Annotated in this window: 11 protein-coding genes; 7 read left to right on the top strand and 4 right to left on the bottom strand. The window is 60.1% G+C overall.

Translation table 11 applies throughout. The features are described from left to right. The first annotated feature begins 181 nt into the window (after positions 1-181). From HMPREF3130_RS00225 to HMPREF3130_RS11430, 3 genes are all read left to right on the top strand, one after another. Positions 182-466: an ArsR/SmtB family transcription factor gene (locus HMPREF3130_RS00225; RefSeq protein WP_230310978.1), complete on the top strand. Its 285-nt coding sequence runs from the start codon at positions 182-184 to the stop codon at positions 464-466. Beyond that, on the top strand, positions 463-684 hold the full coding sequence (locus tag HMPREF3130_RS00230) for a hypothetical protein (protein WP_005323143.1): 222 nt from the start codon (positions 463-465) through the stop codon (positions 682-684). Before HMPREF3130_RS00225 ends, HMPREF3130_RS00230 begins: the two co-directional genes overlap by 4 nt. A gap of 275 nt (positions 685-959) precedes the next feature. Further along, positions 960-1907, top strand: coding sequence for a hypothetical protein (locus HMPREF3130_RS11430; protein ID WP_246815080.1), 948 nt, complete (start codon positions 960-962; stop codon positions 1905-1907). Between the two features lie 50 nt (positions 1908-1957). On the opposite strand, the gene HMPREF3130_RS00240 is transcribed toward HMPREF3130_RS11430, so the two are convergent. The 4 genes from HMPREF3130_RS00240 to HMPREF3130_RS00255 all read right to left on the bottom strand — a co-directional run bounded on the left by HMPREF3130_RS00240 (position 1958) and on the right by HMPREF3130_RS00255 (position 5183). Continuing rightward, entirely contained in the window at positions 1958-2308 is a 351-nt protein-coding gene (locus tag HMPREF3130_RS00240) for a branched-chain amino acid transporter permease (RefSeq protein ID WP_049189416.1), read from the bottom strand. Continuing rightward, positions 2305-2988 (bottom strand): AzlC family ABC transporter permease, encoded by a 684-nt coding sequence (locus HMPREF3130_RS00245; RefSeq protein ID WP_048733174.1) that lies wholly within the window; start codon positions 2986-2988, stop codon positions 2305-2307. Before HMPREF3130_RS00245 ends, HMPREF3130_RS00240 begins: the two co-directional genes overlap by 4 nt. A gap of 111 nt (positions 2989-3099) precedes the next feature. Next, positions 3100-3741 carry a YqgE/AlgH family protein gene (locus HMPREF3130_RS00250; RefSeq protein ID WP_048733149.1) on the bottom strand — a complete coding sequence of 214 codons (642 nt, stop codon included), beginning with the start codon at positions 3739-3741 and terminating at the stop codon, positions 3100-3102. Beyond that, positions 3741-5183, bottom strand: a complete 1443-nt coding sequence (locus tag HMPREF3130_RS00255; protein ID WP_016421726.1) for a CCA tRNA nucleotidyltransferase — start codon at positions 5181-5183, stop codon at positions 3741-3743. The genes HMPREF3130_RS00250 and HMPREF3130_RS00255 overlap by 1 nt, the downstream gene beginning before the upstream one ends. Positions 5184-5343: 160 nt before the next feature. Between HMPREF3130_RS00255 and HMPREF3130_RS00260 the strand changes: the two genes are divergently transcribed. The 4 genes from HMPREF3130_RS00260 (at position 5344) to HMPREF3130_RS00275 (ending at position 13174) form a co-directional block, all read left to right on the top strand. Then, positions 5344-6201, top strand: coding sequence for an NUDIX hydrolase (locus tag HMPREF3130_RS00260; protein ID WP_180950691.1), 858 nt, complete (start codon positions 5344-5346; stop codon positions 6199-6201). Positions 6202-6207: 6 nt separating this feature from the next. After that, complete coding sequence (locus tag HMPREF3130_RS00265) at positions 6208-8745, top strand: hypothetical protein (RefSeq protein ID WP_070429066.1); 2538 nt, start codon at positions 6208-6210, stop codon at positions 8743-8745. A gap of 27 nt (positions 8746-8772) precedes the next feature. After that, positions 8773-12375, top strand: coding sequence for a murein biosynthesis integral membrane protein MurJ (locus HMPREF3130_RS00270; RefSeq protein WP_070429067.1), 3603 nt, complete (start codon positions 8773-8775; stop codon positions 12373-12375). Between the two features lie 235 nt (positions 12376-12610). Next, positions 12611-13174, top strand: coding sequence for a sigma-70 family RNA polymerase sigma factor (locus tag HMPREF3130_RS00275; RefSeq protein ID WP_224783764.1), 564 nt, complete (start codon positions 12611-12613; stop codon positions 13172-13174). The last annotated feature ends 146 nt before the right edge of the window (positions 13175-13320 follow it).

Here is a 13320-nt window from a genome sequence, read left to right on the forward strand (position 1 = left end):
GGGTTTCTTCTTGGGGAGGGTGAAGAGGGGACGTGATGGGACACCGGCCACGTCTTAAGTCGGGCAGCGTCTCCGCCAGACCCGGCAGAACTTGCGCACCGCTGACTGTAAGCATATACTTACACCTGACATCGTTCGATTACGATACGGAGGGATGATGGACGCAGCACGGCTCGCTCAGATGCTCAGTGCTCTTGGAAGTGAGCCTCGGTTGCGAATTATCGCCTCCCTAGAGACGGATTCGACCCATGTCAGTGAGCTGGCCCGCCGACTCGGGATGTCTCGGCCACTGCTCTACCAGCACCTCAACCGCTTGGAAGCTGCTGGACTCATCGAGAGTGGCCTGGAACAGCTCGGAGAGAGCCGAGTGAGGAAGCACTACTGGGTCGCTCCGTTTCAGCTTGAAGTAACTCCAGACCACATTAGGCACCTGATTAATCAAGAACAGAAAAGGGAATCTTCGTGACACTTACCGCTACCGTATTTCTTGTCATCCTCGCCGCCGCATTACCACTCGCGATCTTCGTTGCTCTTACCGTCTGGGTGGTACGCACCGTCACCAGCGCACGACGCGAAACGGCGACGGCGATCGATGGTTCCAACCAACTCATCGTGGAGCATCTACGCAACATCACCGAGCGGTTGGATCGGATTGAGGCCCAACTCAGCGAGATCCCCGAGTAATCAGGCTCTTCCTTAAACAAGGGGCGCGGTGGTTTTGGCTCCGCGCTATGGGCTGTCACAGCGTATGCGCTAAGCACGTCGCGTAGACCTCCAGCAACATAAACTTGCTTGTGACTTTGGCGGCGGGGTGTGTCTCCGGTCGTGGCGTTATCCTGTCCCTCTCGCGGATAGGGGCTAGGACTGGGGACGAACCACGTGGTGTGCCCCCACCTCCGACACCGCCCCGGCCCACCTGCCGACGGAACCGGGAACGGAAACCGACGGAAACCATAGCTGTGGTTCGGGTCGTTGCAGGTGGGTGGGTAGTTTCGCAAAAGACTCATCGTCTTACTCCACGGCCTTCCCGCGCGATTCGCATGGGTCTTACCGGTGTCATCGCTGTCACCAGCCTTCCGCTGGCAGCTGGAAACGTCGCTGCGGCTCCGCAGCCAAAACTGACTCCGCAGGGCACTATTGATGCTCCGGGGCGAACCCAGATCAGCTTTACCCACACCCCAAGTGGCACGCACTACGGTACGGCGAACGAGAATGAAGCTCGTCCGGGGCTTTCGATTGTCAAGCTCTACATTGCGGACTACGTCTTCAAACATGGCACAGAAGCGGACAAGGCGAAGGCCACAGAGATGATTCGCTACTCCGATGACAATATCGCCAGTGAGCTCTATGGCCGTTACCCGGATTCCATCAACGCCACTGCGCGTGAATACGGCCTCAGCAACACCCACGATGCAGGTCACTGGGGAAATTCAACTACGTCCAGCGCGGACACTGTGAAATTCCTGGAGGCCAAGAAGCGCGAGAACCCCTCTGACCCGGTGCTGGTTGCTATGAGCACCGCGTCACCTGAGGCGGCGGACGGCTATCGCCAGGACTATGGCACCGCCACGCTGCCGGGTGTGATTGGCACAAAGTGGGGTTGGTCCGATGACCGCCAGAGCGTTCACGCCTCGGCATCCATTGGACCTGACTTCAGCGTCGCTGCTAACACCTACGGCACGAAGGAAACTCACACCAGCGATGTTCAGAATGCCTTCGACGGCACGCTGGGCACTCCATCGCTGCCTGGCCTGCCCGACAGCCCGAGCCTGCCGGGCATCCCAAGCGTCCCGAACCTGCCCGAGAGCCCGAATCTCGGCGAACTACTGAATCTGCCGGAAACCCCGCAGCTGCCCCAGATTCCGGGACTACCGGACTTCACAGGCCAGGTACCGGCGCAGTTCTAGCCACTGCCGCTAGCCACTGGTTCGCTGGCACTGTCCACACACAGCGCACCTCACGCGACAAGGTTCACGAGGACCATATACAGCGCCGTGCCTACAAAAATCGAAATCACGGTGTTACGCCGCCACCAGTGCAGGCCAATGGTGACCACCAGTGCTACCGGCACGGCCCAGGCAGCGCCGGGGTCGCCACTCTCACCACTGAGTCCTAGCCGCCCGAAGACGGTGTAGGCAACCAACGCCACCATGACTCCAACCGGCATGGTCGTGCCGAGGAACTCGAACAGGGGAGACCCTTTCAGAGTGCGCACGAACGCAAACGGCAGCGCACGCAGCGCAAGAGTCACCGTACCCATCGCAAAGAGCGCGGCAAGCACATAGCCGGAATCGGGCATCGCGGTCATGCTCGCTCTCCCTCCGTTACACGCTGATTGCTTGCCGACGTCATGCGCATCACCCGATCCACCCGCGGTGACCACACGCGCAACAGCAGCAGGCCGAAGTACATCAGCAGTCCGATAACCAGCATCTGGTTCGGGTTAATCAGCCAGCCCACCAGCGTGCAGACGATAGCGGACAGGGGCAGTGACCAGTCCTTAGAAGTCTCAAACGCGTCCATGGCCAGCACCGTAAAGAGCGCCACCAGTGCGAACTCGGCACCGCGGATACCCTCGGGCAGTGCTGCGCCGGTTAGAGCCCCGACAATACCGGAGCCCACCCACAATAACTGGCAGAGAATCTGAATCGTCAGCAGTCGGTGGCCCGACATCTTTTCGTCCGCATTTGCCGCAGAGACGATGGCATACGACTCGTCGGTAAGCGCGTATGTGGAGTATGCGCGACCGAGACGAGACTGTATCCGGTCGCGTGGGAACGTCAGCCCATAGAAGACGTGGCGGAAGTTGACCATAAAGGACGTCACGGCACAGCCGAGCAGACCCGTATGCGCCATAACCAGGCCGACAGCGAGGAATTCCATCGACCCCGCGTAGACCACGAAGGAGAAGATGGGGGCCCACCACCAGCTAAAGCCAGTCTGTGCGATGAGCAGGCCGAATGCGAGCCCCAGCGGAATGAGTCCCATGCCCACGGGCAGTGTCTGCCGGATGCCGGCAGCTATGTCGCTGCGGTCGCTGTTTCCTGTGGCGCTACTTCCTTCAGCCCTGTTTCCTTCGGTATTGATGTGCTCACTCATCTAGTTGTCACGTACATCTACGGGGTAGGTGCCATACAGTGGCAGCGGCCATGGCTGACGGCGCATGCAATCACCCCAGATGTCCGCGGCAGCAGGAGCGAGTACATCAGAGGGCAGGGCAGGGGCGACGTACCAGTCACCGCGGTCGAGCTCGTCTTCCAGCTGTCCCGGGTCCCAGCCTGCGTAACCGGCGAAGATGCGTGCGCCATCTATGCGGTCGCGTACGTCCTCCGGCTCCGCACCGAGGTTGACCAGCGCAAACCTGTGGGCGATGCGTTCCATCAGCGGGGTACCGGTAATACTGTCGGTCTCCTCTGGGAGGGTGGCGCCGTTTCGCACCACACCAATGCAGATTGGCTGTGTCTGGTTGACCGGACCCCCGACGTAGAGCACCGGCGGCTTGGCCATCAGCGGCGCCCAAGGCTCGAGCACATTGTGCACCGGCGTCTGCGAACGCTGCGTGAGATCGACACCAAGGGTGCCGTGTTCATCGTGCTCAATGAGGAAAATCACCGAGCGGGAAAACTCCGGCGAGAGCATGCCGGGTGCTGCGAGCAGCAGCATACCGGCAGCCGGGTCGTTGCGCTCAAGGCTGGTAAAAAGCCGGTCGCCGTAGAGATTTTCCGGATTAATCGATGCCATTAGCTCTCACTTTCGCTTTCAGCCTGCTCACCGGACTGCTCGTACCACCATTTCTTCAGCGCCAAGATAGCATCTTCACGCTCCAGCGGACCGGACTCCAATCGCAGCTCTTTCAGGTAATTCCAGGCCTGTCCGACTTCTTTGCCGGGCTTCAGGTCCAGAATTTCCATGATTTCGTTGCCATCCAGGTCGGGGCGGACGCGTGCGAGGTCCTCCTGCTCGGCGAGCTCCTTGATTCGCGCTTCCAGGCTGTCGCAGGCTCGTGCGAGGCGTGCTGCTTTACGACGGTTTCTCGTCGTACAGTCGGCCCGCACGATTTTGTTGAGTCGTTCCAACAGATCTCCGGCGTCGTTGACATAACGTCGCACCGCCGAGTCCGTCCACTTGCCTTCGCCGTAGCCGTGGAAGCGCATGTGCAGGTAGACCAACTGCGAGATTTCGTGGTTGGTCTTCTTCGGGAACTTCAGTTTCCGAAGGCGGCGTCGCACCAGCTTCGCGCCGACAACTTCGTGCTGGTAAAAGGTGACGTTTCCCTGCTCGTTGTAGGCACGGGTAGCGGGTTTGCCGCAGTCGTGCAGCAGTGCCGCCCAGCGCAGTACGAGGTCCGGTTCACCGGGTTCTTCCTGGTCAATAGCTTGCCGCATGACCTGCAGAGAGTGTTGGTAGACATCCTTGTGCTGGCGGTGTTCATCCTGCGTCATGCGCATGTCGGAGATCTCCGGCAGCACGCGGTCGGCCAACCCCGATTCCACCATCAGGTCGATACCTCGGCTTGGGTCCGCACCCAGGATGAGCTTGTTCAGCTCGGTGGAGATGCGCTCGACCGTGATGCGGTCAATTTCGCTGGACATTTCCTTCAACGCCTTGAGCACACGCGGTGCCACATCGAACCCCAACTGGGATGCGAAGCGGCAGGCACGCAGCATCCGCAGGGGGTCGTCGCCAAAACTGACCTCCGGCGCACCCGGGGTATCCAACACACCCGCGACAAGATCCTCGAAACCTCCGAGCGGGTCAAGGAAGGTGCGGGTGCCGTCACCGTGGAGCTCCACGGCGATGGCGTTACAGCGGAAGTCACGGCGGATTAGATCGCCCTCCAACGTGTCACCGAAAGTGACCTCCGGATTCCGGCTGACCTGGTCATACGTATCCGCGCGGAAGGTGGTGATCTCCACCTGACGGCCATGCCGTTCCGCGGAGAGTGTGCCGAATTCAATGCCGGTATCCCAGACAATGTCCGCCCAGTCATCGAGGATTGCGCGTGTCACCTCCGGGCGTGCGTCGGTGGTGAAATCGAGATCCACGCCCAGTCGCCCTAAGAGAGCATCGCGCACAGAACCGCCGACAAGGTACAGACGGTGGCCAGCTGCACTAAACGCAGCTGCCAGCGAATCGAGAATCTCCGACTCCTTAGCAATCGCCTGATCCGCCACTGCCAGCATTGCCGTCCTACGCACCTGTGGGTCCGCATCAGCAGCCGCCGGAGTAGCGCCGTGAGGTGTAGTCCCCCCGGGCTGGTCACCATTTGTCGTTGAAGGAGTCGATTGTGTCACGACCGACACAATACCCGCTTATACCTATAAACCCGGTAGTCTAAGTGGAATGAACAACGTGGTACGCAATGACAACTCGGCGGCGAAGAGCCGTCGACGTCGTCGGCGACCGCGCAGAAGGGGTGGCGCTTCCGCGTCCACCAACACCAATAGCGCTACTACCAGCGGAAATTCCGCAAAACGTAGTGGCTCCGGTGCCAATGGCCCCAAATCGGCCAAGCCAAACTCCGGTGGCGCCAAGAAATCTTCCAAATCACCGAAGTCGGCACGACCCTCGAAGCAGTCGAACAACCGCGGTGGCCGTAAGAACGGTCAGGATAGGAACAATCGCCGTCGTCACGCACAGACGAAGCGCACGAACAATCGCCGTGCGCACTCGTCGCGCGCGCAAAATGCAGCGCCGATGCAGACCTCGATTGAGACTTCGGCGGGCGGACTGGTCGTCTCGGGGCTTGCTGAGGCGGTCGGCGATGGCGGCAAAGTCAACCTGTCACGGATTTATGTCGCGCTGATTGGTCGGCACGATCGTCGCGGGCGCCTGCTGTGGTCGATGCCCAAGGGCCATGTCGAGCCCGGCGAAGCTTTCGATTCCACCGCCGAACGTGAGGTGTGGGAAGAAACGGGCATTCGCGGCGAGGTCATCGACGAGCTCGGTGTGATTGACTACTGGTTTGTCTCCGATGGCACGCGGATTCACAAGACCGTGCACCATCACCTTCTGCGCTACGTCGATGGCGATTTGAACGACGAAGATCCCGAGGTCACTCAGGTCATGTGGGTCCCGGTAGACACCCTGGTGGAGCGGTTGGCCTACGCTGACGAACGCAAACTGGCCCGGCGCGCGCACAATCTGCTGCCCGATCTCTCCCGCGCGGAAAAGCGAGCAGGCCGGCAGACGCCGAGGTGATTGCGCATGTTCAGGTTGCAGTTGCCAAGGAATGTTGTTCGTAAAGTCACGGCCGCCACCGCAGCGCTCATACTGTGCTTGCCGACGGCCGTTGCGCCCCCAGCTTTTGCGCAAGATGAGCAGTTGTGGGGCAGTGGTACCAATCGAGTCGGTGAACAGGGACCCCTTCGGCTTTCGATAACCAGCTTCGCTCCGCATGTCGCGGCTCTACATTCGACACTGACCATCAAGGTGCAGGTGCACAACACCTCCAACGCGGATATCAGCAATGTTGCGCTGCGCCCACAGCGGGCCGGCGCACTAGCTTCCTCTGCAGATGCGCGGACGATTCTCGCTGAGCCTGAATCGGTGTTTGATGTGGCTGGTACCTTCAGTGCCCCCATCGAGCTGAAAGCGGGCGAGACGCGTGAGGTTACGCTAAGTGTTCCTATCTCCGCACCGGCCCCAGAAGGACTCGACATCACGGAAGCCGGCACGTTTCCGCTGCTCATCAATGCTAACGGGCAACCGGAAGATGACATCGACCGCCTGCTGGCGGAAACACGCGCACTGCTACCGGTGACGGATTCGCAAGCCGCAGGTGATGAGCCGGAACCGCCTGCCGGTGATGAGAACGACAACGATGAGACCGACAATTCCGATGCGCCCACCCGCCGTGACCCAGTGCCGTTTTCGCTGATTTGGCCCATCAGCCAGCCAGTGCCAGTGGTCGGCGGTGAGACCGGTGACGCACCCTCGTCGCCGAATCTCATCCTCACCGACAATTCTTTGGCCGAGTCTCTCGAACGCGGTGGCCGCCTCGACGGTTTGCTCACCTCGTTGGAAAAAGGCTTTGCCGGCCCCGATGGGGAGAGATTGCGGGAATCGACATGCATCGCCATCGACCCGGAGACCCTCGATGCAATCTCCCGGATGACCCGTGACTACTGGATTGGCACCAGCCGCCCAAGTCCTGTGGAGTCCTCTCCACGACTGCGGGATTCCTGGGGAAACGCGGATGACACCAATCTCACGCATATGCCCGCCAGCGACAATGCCGCCGACTGGCTTAATCGGCTGCACGATCTCACACAGGACACATGCACACTGTCACTGCCGTGGGGCGGCACCGATGCCAGCGCCGTAGCTCGCGTGGCGGATCAAGAGCTTTCCATGGAGGCACTCGCCGCTGGTCGGCAGACCATCGCCAAGCATTTGGACGTTCAGACACTGCCGGGTATCTATTTGCCCGCCGAGGGATACGTAACGTCGGAAAGCGCCCCGCTGTACTCGGCGGCGACAGCTCTGAACGGAACCACCCCGGAGCGCGCATTCGAAGACCGCGTAGATACCGGCGAGACGCTGCCTCCCTCGCCCACTCCACGCGAAGCCGCGCACGACACCACCGTATTAGTCGCGGACAACACCACTATCACCGCCGATGGTCAGACACTACGGCCTGGCCACAGTGGCGTGCTTGCCGACGGTAGCCGCGCCTTCGCCCTCTCTGGGGCACTGACAGCCTCTCTGGCTGTAACAGGACGGTCTCCCCAGACTGTGGCGTATTCGAATCTGCTCGGACGCTACGATTTCCGAATCGACTCCGAGGCTGCACGGATGCAGACAGCGATTGGCACTCTGTTCCAATCACTGACTGATTCGGATGCCCCTCGCGCGGCTGTGGTGGCAGCACCACCGTCCGGTTGGGATCCACGCGCTAGCGACGCTGAAGATTTCATGGCCGCGGTTCGGAAAGCCGTGGACGATAACCTGGCTGAGCTGACTCCGCTGATGGACTCCATCACCGCCGCAGCTCGTGACCTGGATGCGGGCTCGGTTACCCCAGTTGCCGAGTTCGCCGATCCCGCGCCGGTGGGTGAAGCGCTCGTGGAGAAGGCTCGGATAGCCTCCCGCGAAATCACGGACCTGACCACAATCATGTCCAACGATCCCAACGTCGCGCTGACGCGGTATGAATTCACCCGCCCCCTGCGGCACGACTTACTGCGCTCGTTTACCACTCTCGGCCGGCGAAATCAGCTGCAGTCAACTGACGTGCAGCGGCGGAGCGAAGAACTCAGCGACCAGGCACTGGTTATGACTCGACGTCTGCGCAATTCAGTGACATTGGTAGCTCCCGGCGGTGTCTACACCCGCGCAACGCAGCTGTCGCCAATTGCGGTGCTGGCTCGCAATGGTCTGCCACTGCCGGTTCCCGCGTTCGTGCGCGTCGGCTCTGGAGATTCGGTGATGGAGGAGAAGTATGAGGCCGCCATCCCTGCCAAGGGATCGGTGACTGTTCAGTTCACTCCGAAGTCGGGTGATGATGCAGAATCTACTCCGGCAACCAATGCTCCAGAGGGAGACCGGCCACGGGATAGTGGAGACAACTCCCACAATCTGTTGCTGTGGCTCGAATCACCTGGCGGCACGCCCATTTCCCGATCAGTGAGTATTTCCGTGCAATCGGGCGCTTCGGTTGGGGTTTTGGCTATCGTGACCCTCGTCATCGTCACTGTTGGTGGGTTTTTTGCCGCAAAACGGTCACAGTACTTTCGGAAATAGACCCCCTTTTAAGCAACAATAGGACATGTGACTGACTCAGACGCGCATAAATCTGGACTTCGAGGCCGCATTCGTCGCCCCGCGCCACCGGCTCCGGTTCCGGCGGCGCGGCCAACGGCTGAATCTCAGCCGGCCGAAGCGGCCCCGGACCTAACTCGCGTATCCGGCCATAAGGCAAATGCCGATACCGCCACTGACGCGATGACGGAATCGGCATCACCATCGCCAGCAAAGGCGGCAACTGCGACAGCAACCGCTTCCAGCGATTCCTCCGCAGGCTCGACGGCGGACGCAAATCAGGGACAGTCGAACTCGGACATCGTCGCCTCCACGGGCTCGATGGCAATCGCTACCCTGATTTCGCGCATTACGGGTTTTTTGCGAAACCTGCTCATCGGCGCGACGCTGGGTCCGGCTGTGGCTTCAGCCTTCAACGTCGCCAACACACTGCCGAACCTGATTACGGAAATCGTCCTCGGCGCAGTGCTGACTTCTCTGGTGGTGCCAGTGTTGGTGCGCGCGGAGAAGGAGGATCCAGATCACGGTGCCGCCTTCATTAGACGTCTCTTGACTGTCTCTATGACGCTGTTGGCAGTGGTGACGGTGCTGGCGGTGATAGGTGCGCCACTGTTGACCAGATTGAGCCTTAACGAGGCCGGTAAGGTCAACGTTCCGCTGGCAACGTCATTTGCGTTCTTACTATTGCCGCAGATTATCTTCTACGGCATATTTGCGCTGCTCATGGCGGTGCTAAACACCAAGGGAATCTTTAAACCCGGTGCGTGGGCACCTGTCGCCAACAACGTCGTGGCCATTGCCACGCTCTTGCTATATCTGTTCCTGCCCGGCCAATTGAGTCCGGATTCGGACGGTTCACTCTCCGATCCGCACATCCTGCTTTTGGGTCTTGGTACCACCCTGGGTGTCGTCATTCAGGCAGCCATCATGATTCCCTACCTCAAGCGCGCGGGCATTGATTTGCGTCCGCTGTGGGGTATCGACGACCGCATCAAACAGTTCACCGGCATGGGTGTTGCGATTATCACCTACGTGGCAATTTCGCAGGCTGGTTACTTCATCACCACCAATATTGCCTCGACTGCCTCCAAGGCAGCGCCGACGATTTACCAGCAGGCTTGGCTGCTGTTGCAGGTGCCCTACGGCATCATCGGCGTTACCTTGCTGACCGCCATCATGCCGCGACTGTCCCGCAATGCAGCCGACGGCAATGATGGGGCAGTGGTCCGCGATCTATCCATCGGTACGCGTCTGACCATGATTGCGCTGGTGCCGATCGTCGCCTTCTTCACCGCATTCGGCCGCCCCATCGCCGTCGGGCTTTTCGCGTATCTGGAGTTCCCCCGCGAAACCGCGGAGATTCTCGGCTGGACGCTGTCCTTCTCGGCGTTCTCGCTTATTCCATATGCCATCGTGCTTTTGCACTTGCGTGTTTTCTACGCCCGTGAAGAGGCCTGGACCCCGACTTTCATCATCCTCGGCATTACCACCGTCAAGGTGATTCTGTCGTTCTTCGCTCCTCGTCTGGCTTCTGACGATGAGACCGTCGTCGTGTTGCTCGGTGCCGCCAACGGTTTCGGTTTCGTCGCCGGCGCAGTAATTGGCTTCTTGCTCTTGCGCCGCACTCTCGGACACTTGGACAGTAAGGCGACCGTCCACACCGTGCTGTGGGCACTGGGGGCGTCGCTTGTCGGTGTCGCCGTTGCTTGGGGTGCATTCGCATTGACCGACCTTGTGCTGTTCGATTTCTTCGGTTCCTTCGGCGTGCTGCTACAGACCATCGTCACCGGCCTGGTCTTCCTCATCGGTACCGGTCTGGTGCTCGCTCAGGCGCCATTGGAAGAGGTCCGCGTTCTGGGTGGCTTCCTCGGTCGCATTCCGGGTCTACGCCGCTTTGCTCCGCAGCCCCATGCAGCCGACAATGCCGTCGCCGACCGTGAGGATATGGAGCGCGAACGTGGCTTCGCCGCTGATGCTTTCTCGATTGCCCCGTCGAACCTGATTGGCGAGGCCACGGGTCTGGCAAACGAGGGCTTCACCGCTTCGCCGCTGCTGCCGCCGATGCCGACGCAGGGTTCTCGCCCAACCCGCTATGTACCCGGCGAGATGGTCTCAGGTGGACGTTTCCGTCTGCGTTCTGAAGTCGCGACCTACCCAGGTCTGCGCCTGTGGCGCGCCATGGATATGGGAGATCCCGATAACGCAGATGTCGCACTTGTCTTCGTCGACACGATTGCACTGCCGTACTACGACACTTCGCCATCGGCTGCCGCCCAGAAGATTGCCACGACCACCAATGAGCTGCGTGACCTGGCCGGCGCCGGGATGTCGCGGATTCATAGCGTGGCGAAGACGCGCACCGAGGTGCTCATCGTCGCCGACTGGACCAGCAGTATCGGTATTGAGCGGTTCGATCAGGCCGCCCATCCGGATGCCCTGGCACTCGCAGTTGCATCACTTGCCGAGACGATCGCCGACGCCCACGAATCTGGACGCTGCCTTGGCCTGACAAACAAGCCTGGACAATTGCGCATCAGCAGCGACGGCCACATCTACGACGCTTTCCCCGTCGTTTTGCCCAATAGCTCGCAACGTTCGGACTACAGCGCGTTGCTTTCAGTCATCGACGAGCTGTTCTACAGCGTGACAAACATCCCCTCCGATATTTCTGCTGCCATCGACCACGCGAAGCAAACACGCCCGGAGAACTTCAATGGGCAGGAGTCGCCAGCTCGCACGCTCGCCGAGGACTTGCGCGCCGCAGCGCTGGGCCCCGATTCTTCGGAGTTTCTCGCAATCGACCCCGACACCGGTGCGCGCGAATCCGTCGATGCCGGCGGTGCAGCCCAATCAAACGCTCATCACACCAAGAATCGCACCCGCGCATTCAGCACCGGCGCAGTCGTTGTCGGCGTAGTCATTGTCGGTGCACTTGTCGCCGCGGGCATCTTTGGTCTGGTTAACCGTTCCTCGGACGCACCGATTAACTCCGAGTCCGTACGACGCGGTCCGGCTCCGGTCACGACGCTCTCGCTTGCCGACGCTAGCGAGTGGCAAGCCGACACCGACAACCCTGCAGCAGGTCCAGACAATCCGGACATGGCTGAGCTGACCATCGATAATGACGAGGAAAGCTTCTGGGTAACTTCTACTTACCTCAGCCAGTTCGGCAATCGTCCAGAGGACTTTAAACCTGGTGTTGGTATTCGGGTCACTCTGGATGAACCGGCAACCATTCGAGAGCTTAAGGTCTCTGCGACCCCGGGCGCACACATTGAAGTTCGCGGCCTACGCGATGCTGGCTCGACAAACTTGGATGACACAACGGTTCTCGGTAGCGCAACCGCCACCTCAGGTACGACAACTATCGAAATTGATAGCCGCGACACCGAGTGGAAGAACCTTGTTGTCTGGATCTCCGGCTTGCCGACGGCTGCGGAAGCGGTAGCCGACAGCAACTCAGACACTGATGCTGATACGAATGCTGATGCTGAGTCGCAGAATTCCGATGCGGACAACCCACTTGTCGGCGACCGCAATCTGGCTGAGCAATCTCCGGATTCGTTGCTGCCAGTTGCTATTGGCGACATTCAGGTGCGTGGTACGGAATAACGCTCTGAGCTTGCCTTAGGTGGCAACAGTTCAAGTTGTCCCAAGTTATCCACAGCTACTGGGACGTTTTGAAATTCATCCACAGCCCGCGGTCTCCACAGCAGTTTTGCCAAGCGGAGAGCGCGGGTTTCGTGTTTGCATAGGAGCCATGAACTTTGGGGGAAGAAATCGAATTGGGGACAGTCACCGTAAGGCCCGCATGGGTCGGCGACTGGGGGATTGTGGCGTCGTCGGTATGCAAAAGCATGCATCTGCGGACGAGGTCGATCGTGAATTATTGAAGGCGCACCTGGCGGGGGATCGTCGCGCGTTCGCGGTGTTGGCACGGCGTTATTATCCGCAGTTGGTAGCGATGGCGCGGCGCTATCGTCGGGATGATTTCGATCCCTTGGATGGGGTACAGGAGGGGCTGGCGCGGGCAATTGCGGGGGCGGCGAATTTTCGCGGGCGTTCGACGGTGGCGACGTGGCTGACGTGCATCGTGAAGAATGCGTGTATTGACCACAACCGCGGTCGTTTCGGGGAGATCCCTCTCTGCGATAAGGAGGAGGATTTTGAGACGTTTATGAGTTCACAGCCGATTCCCTGCCCGGATGTTCCGCTACGTGTGACTATGGCCGCCGCATTGGAGCAGCTGCCAACGGATCAACGGGATGCCCTGCTGTACTTGGACATCTTTGGATATTCGCTGCAGGAGACCTCTCGCAGTATTGGGCAGCCGAGCGGGACGTTGAAGTCTCGGCGGGCGCGGGCGCGTCGTACGCTTCGGCGACAATTGGAAGAAGTGCAGGTGGCCTAACAACTGCGGAGCAGGGGAGAGGCTGGGGGAATAGAGATGGCTAACCTCACGTTGGTTGAGGTGGCTGGTTCCGGTAATTTCTTTCCCGGAGCTGAAAAATTTGCTTACTACTGAGCATCACTGTGCGCCATGTGATGTGAGAGATA

Origin of the sequence: Corynebacterium sp. HMSC14B06 (assembly GCF_001807075.1) — a bacterium.
Lineage (GTDB): Bacteria > Actinomycetota > Actinomycetes > Mycobacteriales > Mycobacteriaceae > Corynebacterium > Corynebacterium jeikeium_D.